At 50.6% G+C, this 16,299-nt stretch carries 16 protein-coding genes; 9 read left to right on the forward strand and 7 right to left on the reverse strand.

Annotated features, from left to right (window positions below):
- The first annotated feature begins 4 nt into the window (after positions 1-4).
- Positions 5-418 (forward strand): energy transducer TonB, encoded by a 414-nt coding sequence (locus tag FH871_RS09980; RefSeq protein WP_138991292.1) that lies wholly within the window; start codon positions 5-7, stop codon positions 416-418.
- Between the two features lie 68 nt (positions 419-486).
- Here the strand turns inward: FH871_RS09980 and FH871_RS09985 are convergent, their stop codons facing one another.
- Entirely contained in the window at positions 487-813 is a 327-nt protein-coding gene (locus tag FH871_RS09985; RefSeq protein WP_124879477.1) for an iron-sulfur cluster assembly accessory protein, read from the reverse strand.
- A gap of 172 nt (positions 814-985) precedes the next feature.
- Here FH871_RS09985 and mce point away from each other — a divergent pair, with 172 nt between their 5' ends.
- The 5 genes from mce to FH871_RS10010 all read left to right on the forward strand — a co-directional run bounded on the left by mce (position 986) and on the right by FH871_RS10010 (position 5,537).
- Complete coding sequence (mce, locus tag FH871_RS09990; protein ID WP_138991293.1) at positions 986-1,393, forward strand: methylmalonyl-CoA epimerase; 408 nt, start codon at positions 986-988, stop codon at positions 1,391-1,393.
- 92 nt (positions 1,394-1,485) lie between these two features.
- Positions 1,486-2,604: an AAA family ATPase gene (locus tag FH871_RS09995; RefSeq protein ID WP_138991294.1), complete on the forward strand. Its 1,119-nt coding sequence runs from the start codon at positions 1,486-1,488 to the stop codon at positions 2,602-2,604.
- The gene (locus FH871_RS10000) at positions 2,601-3,224 is read left to right on the forward strand and encodes a DUF4276 family protein (RefSeq protein WP_138991295.1); all 624 of its coding nucleotides are present in this window, start codon (positions 2,601-2,603) and stop codon (positions 3,222-3,224) included. Before FH871_RS09995 ends, FH871_RS10000 begins: the two co-directional genes overlap by 4 nt.
- The gene (locus FH871_RS10005; protein ID WP_138991296.1) at positions 3,221-4,597 is read left to right on the forward strand and encodes a cystathionine beta-synthase; all 1,377 of its coding nucleotides are present in this window, start codon (positions 3,221-3,223) and stop codon (positions 4,595-4,597) included. Before FH871_RS10000 ends, FH871_RS10005 begins: the two co-directional genes overlap by 4 nt.
- A gap of 10 nt (positions 4,598-4,607) precedes the next feature.
- On the forward strand, positions 4,608-5,537 hold the full coding sequence (locus FH871_RS10010) for a sugar phosphate isomerase/epimerase (protein WP_229317184.1): 930 nt from the start codon (positions 4,608-4,610) through the stop codon (positions 5,535-5,537).
- Between the two features lie 82 nt (positions 5,538-5,619).
- On the opposite strand, the gene rsgA is transcribed toward FH871_RS10010, so the two are convergent.
- From rsgA to FH871_RS10025, 3 genes are all read right to left on the reverse strand, one after another.
- Positions 5,620-6,546, reverse strand: a complete 927-nt coding sequence (rsgA, locus tag FH871_RS10015; protein WP_138991297.1) for a ribosome small subunit-dependent GTPase A — start codon at positions 6,544-6,546, stop codon at positions 5,620-5,622.
- 31 nt (positions 6,547-6,577) lie between these two features.
- A complete protein-coding gene (locus FH871_RS10020; RefSeq protein WP_138991474.1) occupies positions 6,578-6,790 on the reverse strand; it encodes a GxxExxY protein in 213 nt (70 codons plus the stop codon).
- A gap of 89 nt (positions 6,791-6,879) precedes the next feature.
- Positions 6,880-8,130, reverse strand: a complete 1,251-nt coding sequence (locus FH871_RS10025; RefSeq protein WP_138991298.1) for a 3-deoxy-D-manno-octulosonic acid transferase — start codon at positions 8,128-8,130, stop codon at positions 6,880-6,882.
- Between the two features lie 66 nt (positions 8,131-8,196).
- Here FH871_RS10025 and FH871_RS10030 point away from each other — a divergent pair, with 66 nt between their 5' ends.
- The 3 genes from FH871_RS10030 to FH871_RS10040 all read left to right on the forward strand — a co-directional run bounded on the left by FH871_RS10030 (position 8,197) and on the right by FH871_RS10040 (position 9,884).
- Positions 8,197-8,496 (forward strand): phosphoribosylpyrophosphate synthetase, encoded by a 300-nt coding sequence (locus FH871_RS10030; RefSeq protein ID WP_138991299.1) that lies wholly within the window; start codon positions 8,197-8,199, stop codon positions 8,494-8,496.
- Between the two features lie 65 nt (positions 8,497-8,561).
- Positions 8,562-8,900 (forward strand): bacillithiol system redox-active protein YtxJ, encoded by a 339-nt coding sequence (ytxJ, locus tag FH871_RS10035; protein WP_138991300.1) that lies wholly within the window; start codon positions 8,562-8,564, stop codon positions 8,898-8,900.
- Between the two features lie 219 nt (positions 8,901-9,119).
- Positions 9,120-9,884: a GntR family transcriptional regulator gene (locus FH871_RS10040; RefSeq protein WP_138991301.1), complete on the forward strand. Its 765-nt coding sequence runs from the start codon at positions 9,120-9,122 to the stop codon at positions 9,882-9,884.
- Here the strand turns inward: FH871_RS10040 and FH871_RS10045 are convergent.
- Genes FH871_RS10045 through FH871_RS10055 form a run of 3 tightly spaced genes read right to left on the reverse strand, consistent with a single transcriptional unit; the run spans position 9,874 to position 16,260 of the window.
- Positions 9,874-10,593: a GDSL-type esterase/lipase family protein gene (locus FH871_RS10045; protein ID WP_138991302.1), complete on the reverse strand. Its 720-nt coding sequence runs from the start codon at positions 10,591-10,593 to the stop codon at positions 9,874-9,876. The genes FH871_RS10040 and FH871_RS10045 overlap by 11 nt on opposite strands.
- A complete protein-coding gene (locus FH871_RS10050) occupies positions 10,590-13,412 on the reverse strand; it encodes a glycosyl hydrolase (RefSeq protein WP_138991303.1) in 2,823 nt (940 codons plus the stop codon). Before FH871_RS10050 ends, FH871_RS10045 begins: the two co-directional genes overlap by 4 nt.
- A gap of 4 nt (positions 13,413-13,416) precedes the next feature.
- Positions 13,417-16,260 carry a glycosyl hydrolase gene (locus FH871_RS10055; protein WP_138991304.1) on the reverse strand — a complete coding sequence of 948 codons (2,844 nt, stop codon included), beginning with the start codon at positions 16,258-16,260 and terminating at the stop codon, positions 13,417-13,419.
- Positions 16,261-16,299 lie beyond the last annotated feature (39 nt).

Consider the following 16,299-nt stretch of genomic DNA (forward strand, 5'->3'; position numbering starts at 1 on the left):
AGCAATGAAAAAATTGGTGCTGATTCTCGGATTTTGGGGGCTGATCGGAAGTGCGTATGGGCAGCAGCAAAGGGTGGAAGTCAAAATTAAGGATGCAAAAGACAGGACATTCGGGCCGGTTGAGACGAGTCCTGAGTATCCGGGAGGCATAGAGCCTTATTTTAGGAAAAATACACGGTATCCGCAGGAGGCTCGCCAAAACGGAATCAAAGGCCGCGTCCTGGTCAATTTCCTCATCGATTCGTTAGGTTCTATTCCGGATTCGAGTGTTCGGGTATTGAGAGGGATTGGCTACGGCTGTGACGAGGAAGCCGTCCGTTTGGTACGAAACATGGCGCGCTGGAAACCGGGAACCGTTCTGGGAAAACCCGTATCGATCAAGTATAACATTCCCGTGTTGTTTCCGCCAAAGCCCTAAAAAAAGGCACCGCGTGGAAGCCGACGGTGCCTTTAACAAACCTAATCAAGAATCGCGTCAGTCGCTGTTTAGACGGAGAAGCTTTCTCCGCAACCGCAGGTCCGGCTGGCGTTGGGGTTTTTGAACTGGAATCCTTTGCCGTTCAGTCCGTCGGAAAAATCCAGCTCGGTGCCGGCCAGATAGAGCAAGCTCTTCCGGTCGACGTAAATTTTAATGCCTTTGTCTTCGACGATGTGGTCGTTGGGTTGCTGCGCCGTATCGAATTGCAGATCGTACATCAGACCGGAGCAGCCCCCGCCCTGCACCGCCACGCGGATGGCATAGTTATCGTTCAGGCCATCTTTCTGGCGGAGTTCAACAATTTTATCTTTGGCTTTATCAGTTACCGAAACCATAATCTTACGGAGTAGTTGGACGCTAAGGTAAAAACCGTGTACGGAAAAGAAAAGTTTCTCTTCAATTCTCTGATTACCTCTGATGTTCTCTGATAAACTCTGTGGAATAACTTTTAACTTGGGGCGAGTTGTTACACAGAGCTAATCAGAGAACATCAGAGGTAATCAGGGCATGTTGACGAATGTAGAGCATATCGGGATTGCGGTGAAGAGCCTGACGGCTTCCAATGCCTTGTTTACGAAGTTGTTGGGCAAAAAACCGTATAAGGCCGAAGCCGTGGAGTCGGAGGGGGTGACGACCTCGTTTTTCAAAGTAAACCAGACCAAGATCGAACTCCTGGAAGCCACCCGCCCCGACAGCCCGATTGCGAAGTTTCTGGAAAAAAAGGGCGAAGGCATCCACCACATCGCTTTCGAAGTCTCGGACATTTACGCCGAAATTGAGCGACTGAAAACCGAAGGATTTACGCCCCTGAACGAAACCCCCAAACGGGGTGCCGACAACAAGCTGGTTTGCTTCCTGCACCCGAAAGAAACGAACGGCGTGTTGGTGGAGTTGTGTCAGGAAGTGAAAGAGTGAAGAAAAAATACAGCCCATGACTTCAGTCGTGGGTGTAGACCAAAATCAACCCGTTCAATAAAAACCGTTTCAACGGTTTAGCTCATACGAATATGCTAAAGCGCGTTTCTATCCAGAATTTCAAAAGCCTGAAAGACGTTACGCTCGATCTTCAGAAAGTTAATCTGTTGATTGGCCCGAATAATTCGGGGAAGACGAATTTTTTGAAGGCCCTGGAGTTTTTTTCACTCGGCGGTTTAGGTTCTCAAAAGATCACAGAATTAGAGTCTGTTTCGTATAAACATAAGAGGGTAAATATAAAATATGAATTCGTTTTTGTTCCTAACCCAGATGAGTATATGGCCCAGACTTATGGAAAGGAAGGGAGAGAAAAATATCATTATGTTCAGGTTTTAGAAGTAAAAGTTGGTGATGACTTTATTTATGTAGACCCAAAAAATGACGATTGGTTTGTTGATGAGCACGATGAGAAATCAGATATTCAAACTTTTGGAGGGGATAGAAGGGAATTCTTTGACTATATGTCAACTAAAGTTTTTAGGCCAGATCCGTTAAAGCTTGTCCAGCCAGTTAAATTTTCAGCAGATGAAGTTCATTTATTAGCTGATTGCTCCAATCTTATTTCTTTTTATTTCTATCTGGAAAATAATCTAAAAAAGGTCGCAAAGAATATTCAAGGTGATTTGTCAAAATGCATTCCTGAAATTTCATATTTCACGACACCTCCAGTAAAGACAGGTAACGAAAGTTTAATTGGACTTAGATTTTTTGATAAAGAGGAAAATGGCTTTTGGGCAAATGAGGTCTCGGAAGGAGTTCTTTATTTTCTTGCCTTGCTCTGTATTATTCATCAACCCAATCCACCCAAACTTCTCCTCCTCGAAGAACCCGAAAAAGGTATTCACCCGCGTCGGATTCATGAAATCATGAATTTCATTTTTCGTTTGGCTGATGAAAAAGACATTCAGATTATTCTGACAACGCATAACGAAAATGTATTGAACGAATTTACATCTATGCCCGAAGCGGTTTTTGTCTTTAATAAAGATGAAGAAGGAGCAACGTATGTCCACAATTTAAAAAGTGATATTATTGATCCTTCGCATGAGCGTAGTAGACAAGAAGGATTAGAAGAAATCGATTTTACAGATGATCTAGGCAAAAACTGGATGTATGGATTATTAGGAGGAGTTCCCACCGAAGAACTATGAAATCACTAAAGTATGCTTTGATCGCTGAGGGATATTCCGAATACAAGTTTATTCCGGTTTACCTCCAGCGCATGACTTCGTCACTTGGATTGCAAGTTAAAAGAAGTAAAATTGACCTGCTGAAAAAACAACCAAGTAAATCCAAAGTCTATACCGAAGCTGCCAAGTTAGGGCAAAGTGCTTTTCAGGATGGTGCTGTTTTGTGCTTAATTGGCGTTGATTTAGACCGACCCGATCAGACACCCGAACAAAGCGATCATACAGCAGAGTTAAAAAAACTTGAGAATGCCGTTAAGTCAATCTTGAAGAAATACGGTCACCAGATTAAGCTTTATGTGCCTATTCAGGCAATCGAACATTGGTTGGCTTATCAAAAATACAGACTGGATGCTGGAAAAAGACCTGCCAATAATAGTCTTGAAAAAAGACATCAGGATGATTTAAAGGCGTTTGTTTATGGAGACAAGAAAGCAAAACAATGGAAAATAGAGGAAGTCGCGCAGACCGTTGCTGAAAAAGCCGATTTCGACGAACTCGCGAAACAATCCCGTTCGTTTGACCATTTTCATAAACAAATCGTTACTTTTCTGGCGTCGTACAACAACACCACAAAACCATGAAATACTACAACTCCATCATAGATACCATCGGCGACACGCCCCTGGTGAAGCTGAATAAGGTGACCAAAGGCATCCGGGGGACGGTTCTGGCGAAAGTCGAGTATTTCAATCCCGGCAACTCGGTGAAAGACCGCATCGCCGTTCGGATGATCGAGGACGCGGAGAAGGCCGGAATCATCCAGCCGGGCGGCACCATCATCGAAGGCACGAGCGGTAATACCGGTTTCGGGCTGGCGCTGGCGGCCATTGCGAAGGGCTATAAGTGCATTTTCACGATGGCCGATAAACAGTCGAAGGAGAAAATCGACATTCTGCGGGCGGTGGGCGCCGATGTGGTGGTGTGCCCGACCAACGTGGAGCCCGACGATCCGCGCTCGTACTACTCCGTGGCCAAACGCCTGAACCGCGAAATTCCGAACTCGATTTACCCCAACCAATACGACAACCTCTCGAACACGGCGGCCCATTACGACACCACCGGTCCCGAAATCTGGCGCGATACCGAAGGCAAAATCACACACTTTGCCGCGGGCGTCGGAACGGGCGGTACGATTTGCGGAACCGCCAAATTTCTGAAAGAACAGAATCCGAATGTGGTGACCGTCGGCATCGATACCTACGGCTCGGTGTTCAAAAAATACAAGGAAACCGGCATTTTCGACCAGCGCGAGGTGTATCCGTATCTGACGGAAGGCATCGGCGAGGACATTTTGCCGCAAAACGTCGATTTCAGCCTGATCGACCATTTCGTGAAAGTGACCGACAAAGACGCGGCCATTATGGCCCGGCGGTTGTCGAAGGAGGAAGGGCTTTTTGTTGGCTGGTCGACCGGTTCGGCGGTGCACGGGGCATTGGAATGGGCGCGGGAACACCTGACCGACGACGATGTGCTGATTATTCTGCTGCCCGACCACGGCACGCGCTACCTCGGCAAAATCTACAACGATACCTGGATGAAGGACCACGGTTTTCTGGAATCCCGTGAGTTTTCGACGGCCCGCGACATTGTCCGCAGCAAAAACGGAAAGGGCGTGTTGACGACCGTCGACCGGGAATTGAAAGTGGGCGACGCCATCCGGCTGTTGAACCAACACAGCATTTCGCAGATTCCGGTGACGGAAACCAACGGCGACATCGTCGGCAGCCTCACCGACTCGACCATTCTGAGCAAACTCATTGAAGACCCCGCCGTGAAAGACCTCACTGTCGGCGAGGTGATGGACAAACCGTTCAAGTTTGTGGCGCTCGACAACACCGTCGATGTGCTGTCGTCACTCATTGACCGCGACAACAAGGCGTTGCTGGTGCGTGACGAAAACCAGCAGGTTCACATCATCACGCAGGCGGATTTGCTGGCAGCGATCACCAATTGAACGATGAGTTATGAATGATGAACGATGGATGGAGAAGCCGCAATCGGGGCGCAGAAATTTTCTCAAAACCGCCGTTGTGGGTCTGCCGCTTCTGGTTGGTGAAGCACCTCTGGCAACTCCTTTGGTAGCGGGCACACCGGAACGGGTTCGACTCAGTTGCAATCTCTACTCGTTCAATGAGCCGCTGATGAGCGGGCAGATGACGCTGGAACAGGTGCTGACTTTTTGTGCGGAACTGGGCTTCGACGCGGTTGATCCGACTGCCTATTACTTCCCCGGCTACCCGGCTTTACCAGACGATAGTTATCTTTACGAGATCAAGCGAAAAGCGTTTCGGCTGGGCCTCGACATCAGCGGGACCGGTGTTCGGAACGACTTTACCTTACCCGATCCAACCCGCCGGAAAGCCGAAATCGAGCTGGTCAAAAAATGGGTGGGCTTTGCCGCCCGGTTCGGCGCGCCCGTCTTGCGGGTTTTCTCGGGAGTTGGCAAGGAACTCAAAGCCGGGTATAACCGCGAGGAAGTCACGACCTGGGTTGTGGACGCGCTTCAGGAATGTGTCGAGTTTGCATCCCGGCAGGGCATAATCATTGTCCTGCAAAATCATGCGGATTTTATTCAGACAGCGGATCATGTTCTCGACATCGTCAAACGGGTGAACTCGGACTGGCTGGCGGTTAATCTGGATATTGGCAGCTTTAAAATCGGTGATCCGTATGCGCAGATTGCCAGTGTCGCACCCCATGCGGCAACGTGGCAGATCAAGGAAAACCTGTTTGTCAACGGACAGGAAACCGTGACTGACTTGTCCAAAATCATGCAGATTGTCCGACAATCGGGCTACCGGGGCTATCTCCCCATCGAAACACTAGGCAAAAGCGACCCCCGAACGAAAGTCCCCGTCTTTTACGAAAAAGTTAAAAAAGCCCTCAAGAGTTAAGAGTGATGAGTTAAGAATTACAACAAGACTGGCTTAAATCATGCGTCAGCCAACTCTTAACTCATCACTCTTAATTCTTAACTCATCTTCGGTTGTCATCTCCCGAAACCATCCCCAGGTAGCTCCAGTAGCGGCTTTCGGCAATTTCTTCGGTACCGACGGCTGCCTTGATGGCGCAACCCGGTTCGTTGATGTGCAGGCAGTTGTGAAACCGGCACTGATTCAGGCGGTCGCGCATTTCGGGGAAATAGTGGCTGATTTCTTCTTTCGCCATATCGGCCAATCCCAACTCCTTGATACCGGGCGTGTCGATGATGTAGGTGTCGGGCGCAATCTCGAACATCTCGGCGAAGGTTGTGGTGTGAACGCCCTTGTTGGCAAAAGTCGACACCTCGCTGGTACGGAGGTGCAGGTCGGGGGCGACGGCATTGACCAAAGAGGATTTTCCAACGCCCGAATGACCCGCCAGCAGGCTGATTTTCTGGTTCAGCAGATGCCGGAACACGTCGACGTTTTCGCCTTCGGTGGCCGAAGTTTCCAGACAGCGATAGCCAATGTTTTCGTATAAGTCGATGATTTCGCGCTGGTAGTCCAGGGCCTCGTCTTTCAGAATATCAGCTTTGTTGAAAACCAGCGTGGTCGGAATGCGGAACGATTCGGAGGTGACCAGAAACCGGTCGATGAAACCCAGCGACGTTCGGGGAAAGGCCAGCGTGACGATCAAAACCGCCTGATCGAGGTTGGCGGCCAGAATGTGTCCGTGGCCGGTTTTGTGGACGGATTTACGGATGATGTAATTGTCGCGGGGCTCGATGTCGGTGATGACCACGGTATTTTCGAGTTCATCTTCCAGGTCGAAGCGCACGCGGTCGCCCACGGCAATCGGATTAGTGACCTTCAGGCCCTGAATCTTGAATTTGCCTTTCAGCCGGGCGCGGTAGATGTGTCCGTCGTTGTTGCGGACTTCGTACCAGGAGCCGGTGGAGCGTAGGATTAAGCCGTTTTGCAAGGTTATTTTTGGAATTGTTACACAGGGTTAATCAGGGATTATCAGAGTCGATCAGAGGTTTAAAGGCTGGATTGACTACTCGACGCACTCCATATTTTAACAAAGTAACGTGAAAATTGATTAGTAAACCTAAGTGAAAATGGCCCAATTTTAGGTAAGTCAGGATCTGGGCAAGATGCACATCCGTTAATTGTTCAACGGTTTTGAGTTCCACGACAACTTCCCTTTCCACCAATAAATCCATCCGGCCCGGTGAACCTCGATCGAACACTGCAATACTTTCTGAGAAATTTGATTCAAAAGTATCCTCTGATTTCCTCTGATAATCCCTGATTAACTCTGTGTAACAACCTTTGCTACAATTTCCATCACTTTAGACGTAGCACCGGTATTCAGAGTAACGTAGTCACCGGAGATAGCGGAAGCCGCTGAAGAATCCTCATAAAGCCGTCGAAAAACCGTCTCCAGTTCAGCGGAGTTGGAAACCGGAAAAGCTGCCCCCGCCTTCACCAGATCCACCGCTTCCTGAAACTTGCCGTAGTTTGGCCCGAAAAACAGTGGCATCCGGAAGGTCGCGGCTTCCAGAATGTTATGCAACCCCTTCCCAAATGCGCCACCGATGTACGCAAAGTCGCCATACTGGTAAAGCGACGAAAGCATACCGACGTTGTCGATGATCAAAGTGCTAAAGGGTTTAATGGTTTGATGGTTAAGAAATTGCGCTTCCGAAAACCGGAGGGTTTGGCCGGGGAGCTGGCTGCGCCAGCGTTCGATTTCGTCGTCGTGAATTTCGTGGGGCGCAATGATGACTTTCAGCGGTTTTTCGAAGCGGTTCAAAAACGGAATCAGCACATCTATATCGGCCTGCCACGCGCTACCAACCACCAGCAGGGGCGTATCGGCTTTGAACAGCCGGGCCACCGGAATGTCCTTTTTGGCATCGGCCACCTGTTTCACCCGGTCGAATCGCGTGTCGCCCGCCAGCGTCACGTTGGTCACGCCGATCCTTTTCAACAGATCGACCGACTCCTGATTCTGCACCAGAATGTGGTTGAAAAACCGCAAAAAGGAGCGATAAAAACCGCCGTAGGGTTTGAAAAAGATCTGGTCGGGCCGGAAAATCGCCGAAAACGAAAAAATCGGAATCTGCCGGGCTTTCAGTTCCCGCAGGTAGTGATACCAGAATTCATACTTGATAAAAAACGCAATCGCCGGGTTGACGCGCTCGACAAACTGCCGGGCGTTGGCGGCCGTATCGAAGGGAAGATAAACGATATAATCAGCCCCCGCGTAATTTTTCCGAACCTCATAACCCGACGGCGAGAAGAACGTCAGCAGGATTTTATACCGGGGATACTGTTGCCGAAAAGCCTCCATCACCGGTCGTCCCTGCTCAAATTCACCCAGCGAAGCCGCATGAAACCAGGCAATCGGTGCTGTATTATCAGCCAATTTTGTGTTTATTTGTTCCAGCCATCCACGTCGCCCCTCCACCGCCAGCCGGGCTTTGGGGTGAAACCGGGCCGCAACCTGAAGCGCGGCCTGATAAAGTCGGATGGAGGTCGTATACAGTGCAGAAAGCAAGCGGATGTTCGTTGGTTCGATCTGTAAAACTACAAACTCAATCGGTATATTTTAACTCATCAGCCCATGCAATCGTACGATACCCTCGTCGAAGCCCTCGACGACCTCACTAAAAAAGGCTACACGCACGACTTTAATATTGCCGACGACTGCCTGATTTGCCATACGCCGAATGTCCAGCTTCGGCCCGAGCAGTTTCACATTGTGGACGTGTTCCGTTTCGAAGGCATGAGCAACCCGGACGACAGTTCGATTCTGTACGTGATCGAGTCGACCGATGGCATGAAAGGAACGTTGGTCAGCGCTTATGGGGCCTACGCAGACGAAGTGTCGAACGAAATGATGGAAAAATTAAAGATTCACTGATTCCGAAAGAAACTTTTCCGACCCAATAGGGCTTATAAGCACGTAGTTACGTGTGAACAAGCATCATGAACTGGAACAAACTGCAAGACAACGCCCAATTAGCCCAAATCAAACAAGAGTCGGCCGAACAGCCGGTTTTGATTTTCAAACACAGCACCCGCTGCTCCATCAGTTCGACGGCTTTAAGCCGAATGGAACGCAACTGGAGCGATTCGGCTGGCATTAAACCGTATTATTTGGACCTGATTGCATTCCGTTCCGTGTCGGGCCAGGTGGCCGAGGAGTTCGGAGTCGATCATCAATCCCCTCAGGTTCTGTTGATTCAGAACGGCGAATGTATTTACGATGCTTCGCATTTTGAAATTTCGTTCGACGACCTGAAGCAACAGGTCGTATCGGCATAATCCAATTCCGATCGAATTGACAAGCGCCCGCTTCCCTGGAAGATGGCGCTTTTTTTATGCGACCGGCTCCAAACCGGACCGTTCTGTTGCAATAGATAACCGGACATTTTGCACTTTGGGCAAGACTACCGTAATTTCGGTCGTGAAACACTACTTTTTAGGGCAGAGTCTCCTTCTCAGCAATCGGGCAGTGAATAGTTTTTATAGTTACCAGCAGAAATGAAATCAAAATTCATTGCAATCAGCGATAGCATTATCGAGAAAATTAAAACCGGCGAGTTGCAGCCGGGGGATCAGATTCCGTCCGAAAATGAGTTGATTAAATATTTTAGTATCAGCAATACAACGGCGCGGAAAGCCCTGCTTGAAATTGAATCGAAAGGCTGGGCGAAGCGAATAAAAGGCAAGGGAACGTACGTATTAAACCGCACCGACGACCACCATTTAATCCGCACGCTGGGGTCCATCTATGCAACCCGGCGTGGCTTTCACGACAGTTTAATTGCGGAAGGTTTTACGCCTAAAAATATCGTTCTGGAAAAAACCATTCTGGACGATGGAATTTCTTCCGAAATAAACGGGCGGCATTTTATCATCGACGGTCCGGTTTTAAAACTGCACCAACTCCGCTATGCGGATGATTTATTGATCAAGGATGAAGTGAAATACATTTCGCTTACCTTGTGTCCGAAGATCAATAAAATGCCGACGGAAATTTCGTATTTCAAAGTTTACGAAAATAGCTACCACCTGAAAATCAACGAAGTGCAGCAAACGTTGGGCGTGACGATTATGCAGCCCAATACCAATAATTTTGAGATCAGTAAACCCACTCCCGCTTTTGTGCTCGACAGTGCGGTGATCTGTACGGGCGAGAAAGTGGTTGAAATTGAACGCTCCTATTACCACGGTGATAAATACAAATTCGCCGTCATTGCCAGCCCCGAACACGACTACCGGCCCGCCAAACCGATCACTTCATAAACCATTTGACCAGTTCGTTGGCAATCAGTTGATGCCCTTCCAGATTGGGGTGATTGACGTGCGACATGTACTTGACTAAATCACCTTTCGCAGCCACTTTTTTGAATTGGGCATACGAATCGGCCAGACCGATGTGGTGCGTTTCAGCCAGTTTTATAATCTGCTGGGTGTGCTGTTCCAGCGGATTTCCGGCGGCCAGCATATCGACCCGCTGATCGGGTGAAGGCGTCAGTAAAATGATTTTTATATTTTTGGAAAGCGCCGACTGGATCATTTTCTCCCAGGCTTCTTTCGCCTTTTCCAATCCGGCTCCCCGGTCGTTCAGGGCGTAGTCAATAAACAGAACATCCGGTTTATGCACCAGCACATCCCGTTCAAACCGCTCCTGGCCCTTCACTGAATTTTCGCCACCGATCGCCGTTACGATCACATTGATCACGGCATACGGATAACGTTCTTTCAGTTTTGCCAGCACCAGGTTCGGATATGATTCCAGCGTGTGGACTTCATGGTTGTGCCAGTATCCGGCGGGTACCGAATGGCCGTGGAAGACCAGATTGATCGTCCGGTTTTTCGGCCACTCGATCACCATTTCCTTTTGTAAATCGGCTAAATACGTCGCCGGATCGGCGATAGCCGGGTTTTGCGCTTTAGAAACACCGGCGAAACTCAGTAGGAGAGCGAAAAGAAAACCCGTCACTTTTCTCATTTTACGGCTTGTGTTTTGATGGTTTGGATCGTAACCGGCCCCAGTAATCCGGATTCAATTAAAGGTACCTGTTTCCAGGGCGTTCCTTTGTACCCAATGGCCATGTTGGTGTTCGTAAATTTTTCGCCGGTGATGGCGTCGCCCGTCAGCCGGTTCGACCAGGTGTTGGCCACCTCGACTTTCAGCGTATTCTCACCGGTTTTTACAAAATTCGTAATGTCAAAACGGTGCGGTTCGGCCCAAGTGATGCCCAGATGCTGACCGTTCAGCCAAACATCCGCTAGTTCCGACAATTTTCCCAGATTTAAAATGACCCGCTCGTTTCGTGACGAATCAAAAGCCGGGGAAAATTGAAAGGTTTTCTCGTAGGTGCCGATGCCCGAAAAATACCGGATGCCGGGTTGGTCGGATTCCGTCCAGGAGATGAGTTTTGGCAACGTGACCGACTCCGGCGCTCCCCAGTTTTTTGCAAAACCAAGCCGCCAGGCTCCCGTTAGTTCCTGCGTTCTGATGTCAGTGTTGATCCGCTTCATGGCGGCTTTAGCCTCTGCCAGTTCGACCGTTCCCGGTTGCAAAAACCGCAAACCGTTGGGTGTGTATTCAAACAGCGGCAGCGGATCAACCGAAGCAAAACCGGTATACGGCGGTTTGGAAACGGACGTATTGAATACGATAAAACAGGAGCCATACGCCGGTAAACTCAATGGCAACCGGAGCTGTTGTTTTTCCTGCTTAAAAACAGAAACCGGCACGATTTCGCCCGTAACCGGGTGCCAGATTTCCGGTGTTTTACCCGTTTGCCGAAATGAAACGTTGGCCGAAAGAGGCTGATTGGTCGTGTTTCGAATCAGGTAATAATCCGTAGTCTGGTGGCGGTAATGAATGAAATCAAAGGCACTTGATGATGCATTGATAGCACTGAAATCCGGGCCAATGGTACGTTTTTTAAGCAAAGTCAAAGCGGTTTCGCCGGAAAAATCCTTTCCACTGATCACCGCACCTTTTTTCGCCAGCGCCCGGAGTTTGGCCCGGATTTTTGGCGATAGATTTTCCACGTCGCCCAACGCCAGCACGCTGAACGTTGCGCCATTCGATAGCGCCAGTTTTCCGTTTTTTACGGTCAGATCATTGAGCAGAATATCCGTGTTGATAATCTCGTAATCGTAGCCCGGCCCTACCGAAAACCGGGTGTTTTTGGGCGGCACAAAATTCGGGACTTTATCGCCGTAATAATACACCACATCGGCCACGAAATCCGTGTTTTGCAATACGTGCGAAATCCGGCCGAGGTAATCCGTAAACGGTTTTACTTTCGACCACCACGTCTGTTTGGTGTTGAAGTGCGTGCCGGCCCCGTAGACGATACCGGGAAAACCGGTGCCTTCCGGATTGTGGCTAAAGCCGTGAATAACAACGCGATTCATGCCTTCGCAAAAAGCACGGTCGGCAATGGATTTCAGGTCGAACGGCCCTTCCTGCCAGTGGTGAAAACTCGTGAAGGATTCCTCTTCCACCATCCGGCGTTTGTAGATATGGGCCGCAGCGGCCACTTCCTTCACCAGCCACATGATGTCCACACTGTCGGCGTCGTAATAGTGATACCGGCTCCAGAACTCCCCGCGCGGCACATCCAGCGACCCCAGCGCCTTCAACGTTTCGACCGGCACGTTGTGCAGCGGAGGGCCGGGGCCGCCCGCTTCCGACGCGATTTGCAGGCCATACTGATTCGCAATTTCTTTGGCTTTCCGGTAATGATTCTGGATCATCAGTTCGGATAACGTCCGGTTATAATCCTGCTGAAAATGAGCGGTTCGTTCCGGACTGAACAGCGTCTTGTCGAACAATACCGGCAGAAATTTATCGATCGAGTAGCCGTTTAGCTGGCGGAATTTATTCGGTAACGAAGGCGTCCAGACAAAACCGGTGGCTTCATAACTCGCCAGATACAAGGTCTTCAGGGCGGTTTTTGAAAAATCCCCGAAGATCGGTTTCAGTCGGTCGATAAAATACTGAAAATGGGCGCGGGTGGCCGTCGAATCAAAATGGTCGATAATGGGGCCGGTGGAGTTGGGACTGGGCAGTTTTAACGGCTCGCCCGAATTGGAACAAACGTAGCGGTGGATTTCCCATTTTCCGGGTGGAACCGACCAGTTCAACGTTTCACTTCTGGCGTCGAAATACCCGGAAAGCGGAATGATTTGGGTGGTGTCCAGAAAGCCAGCTTTGTCACGGACCGGCAGGGCGACCACGGCGATTTCTTGGTGAAAAACCGGCTTGCCATCCGCGCCAAATTCGATGAGCAGCGGTTTGCCTTTGGCATCGGTTTTGGCAATGACCGGAAAGGGAAGTTTAATCGGTTTTTGCGCGGCCCCATCCACCGTCAGCTTCGAAACATAAATCGACTTGGCCGCGTGTTGGGGCGATGTCCAGCTACCACCCGCGTTCCAGCTACTGGCCAGATTCAGACCGACTTCCAGGTTTAATCGGGTCGCTTCCCGAATGGCGATTTCGATGGCTTTCAGCGATTCGGTCCCCATAAAAGCCGGTCCAGCCTTCACCATGCCGTTAGGGTTGTTGTAAGCCGGAACGCCAATTTCAAAGATGTCCATGCCCCCGATCCCGGCGGTTTTCATGGCCCTCAGTTCTTCCTTTAACCGGGTCGTATCGACGTTGCCGTTCAGCCACCACCAGTAGGTTTTGGGCCGGGCCTGCGGGGGCGGGTTTTTGAAGCCTTCCCGGATGGATTGGCGCGTGGCATGCTGCCCCTTTAGCGGGAAGGTTATCAGACTTAAGGCACAGAGGAAGAGTAGGATTTTCATGCTGTTAGCGAATGGTTTTGACCGTCTGAATCGTTACCGGCCCCAGCAAACCTGACTCGATCAGGGGCAATTCGCCCCACGGAACCAGGTTTTTGTTGGCTTTGGTGATATTGGTTTTGGTGAACTTTTCGCCGGTGAGCGCGTCGCCCGTCAGCCGGTTCGACCAGGTGTTGGCCACTTCGACTTTTAGCGTGTTTTCACCGGTTTTGACCACCTCGGTAATATCAAAGCGGTAGGGGGGCGTCCAGACAATGCCCAGCGGTTTATCGTTTAGCCAGACTTCACCAACTTTCGCCAACCGTCCCAGGTCGAGGTAAATCCGCTGATTCTGAGCGATATTGGAAGCGGGTTTGTACGAAAAAAATGTTTGATAGGTGCCGGTTCCTGAAAAATACCGGATGCCTTTCTGATCGGATTCGGTCCAGGAAATGAGTTTCGGAAACGTCGCGGATTCGGGCGCTCCCCAGCCCTTGGGAAAGCGGAGTTGCCACGGGCCTGTGAGTGTTGTGGCGGGTTGGGTGTTGTCAATTTGCTCAAAACCGGACTCTTTTTTTACCTCGAAAGCCCCCGCCTGCAAAAACGCCAGGCCGTTGGGCGTAAACGCCAGATGCGGTGGATGGGGCTCAGAACCCGTCACTTCGTTGTAGTGAGCCAGTACGGGTTCTTTGGAAAAGACGACAAAATACGTTCCGTACGGCGGCAGTGAAACCGGCAGTTGAATGCGCCCATCCGCCTGCTTATACACCGACACCGGCGCGATTTCGCCGGAGAGCGGGTCCCAGATTTCGGGCGTTCTGTCCGCCTGACGGAAAAAACAGGTGCGGGAAACCCACTGATTCGTGGTGTTGCGGATCAGGTAAAAATCTACCTCGCCATTTCGGTAGTGAATGTGATCCAGTGGCGTTTCGCGCTGGTCGGTTTTCTGGTCGGCGTAGCTGAAATCCGGCATGATTTTTAGCTCGGTCAGGGCGGGCAGTGCCGGTTTTTGATCGACCAAACGGCCGCCCTGTTCCGCCAGCTTTTTCAGTTTTGCCCGAACATCAGCCGGAATTCGCCCTTCCGTTCCGATGCTCAACACCTTGTAGCGGCCGACGCCCGGCAGCACCCACTCGCCGTTTTCGACGGTCAGATCCCGCATCAGCACTTCCGTGTTTACGACTTCGTAATCGTAGCCCGGCCCAACCGAAAACCAGGTGTTTTTGGGCGGAATCAGGTTCGGGACGTTGTCGCCGTAATAATGCAGCACATCGGCAACGAAAGCGGTTTTTTGCAAGATGTATGAAATCCGGCTCAGGTAGTCGTTGAACGGTTTGACTTTCGGCCAGTACGTCGTTCGGTCGTTGTAGTGCGTACCGGCAAAATAGGCGATGCCCGGATGACCCATTTCCGCCGGATTGTGCGGAAAACCGTGAATCACCAGCCGGTTCATGCCCTCGCAGAACGCGCGGTCGGCGATGACTTTTAGATCCGACGGGCCTTCCTGCCAGTCCCAGTAACTCGTAAACGACTCTTCTTCAACGATCCCGCGTTTGTATATGTGCGAAGCGGCTGCAATCTCTTTCACGAGCCAGATCTTGTCCACCAGACTGTCCTTGTCGTTTTCCATGAAAAATTCGCGGTTGTACCAGTATTCCCCGCGCGGCACATCCAGCGCCCCGAGTGCCTTCAGCGATTCGACCGGGATGTGGTGTAGGTGCCCCGGTCCGCCCGATTCCGAAATGATTTGTAAGCCGTGGCTGTTGCAGATTTCTTTGGCTTTCCGGTAGTGGTTGTTGATCATCAGTTCAGACAGGGTTTTGTTAAAATCGAACTGAAAATTGTTGGCCACTTCCGGCTGATACCATTCCTTGTTGTAGATCGCGGGCAGAAATTTATAGAGGTCGTAGCCGTGAAGGTTGCGGAAAGCCGCCGGTAAGGTGGGCGTCCAGGTAAACTCCTTGGCTTCGTAACTGGCTAGATACAAGTTTTTTAACGCTGATTTGCTGAAGTCGCCGATCCCGGGTTTCAGTCGGTCGATGAAATACATCACGTGCATCCGCGTCGCCGTGGAGTCGAAGTGGTCAATGATCGGGCCGACCGAATTGGGCGTGGGGCGGATCAACTGCTCGCCGGAATTGGAGCAGACATACCGGTAAACGTCCCAAGCACCCGCCGGAGCTTTCCAGGTCAGTTGTTCGGTTTTGGCATCGAAATAGGCCGACACGTTGATCACTTTCGAGGTATCCAGCTGGGACGTCTGACCGGCGGGCAGGGCAATGACGGCCACTTCCTCGTGGTAAGCCGGTTTGCCATCGGCTCCGTATGGGATGGGTCTTGGGTTTCCTTTTTTGTCGGGTGTAATGGCTGGAAAGGGCAATTTGATAGCCTGCTCGCCCGCGCCTTGTACCGTCGTTTTGGAGAAGTAAATGGTTTTTGCCGCGTGTTGGGGCTGAACCCAACTGCCACCGGCGTTCCAGCTACTGGCCAGATTCAGACCCACTTCCAGGTCCAGCTTGCCCGCTTCCCGAATCGCCAGTTGGATGTTTTTGACCGACTCCTCGCTCATGAAAGCTGGCCCGGCGGGAATGAGCTGGTTGGGGTCGCTGGCGGGCGGCAGGCCGATTTCGAACAGATCGACACCCCCCATTCCGGCGTTTTTGATGGCAAGTAACTCTTCCTTCAACCGGAGGGTATCGACGTAACCGTTCAGCCACCACCAGTAGACTTTGGGCCGGGCCTGAATGGGCGGATTTTTGAAGCCTTCTTTTAAGGTCGAATAGCTGATCGCTTCGGTTTCGGATGCGGTTTTGTTGCAGGAAACCAGTGAAACGAAAAGCCCAATCCCCAGCAGGCAGGAGGTGAATTTCATCGGGAGGAAGTAGTTAAGGGTTTAGGAATAAGTGAATCC

This window comes from Larkinella sp. C7 (assembly GCF_006149005.1).
In the GTDB taxonomy this organism is placed as follows: Bacteria; Bacteroidota; Bacteroidia; order Cytophagales; family Spirosomataceae; genus Larkinella.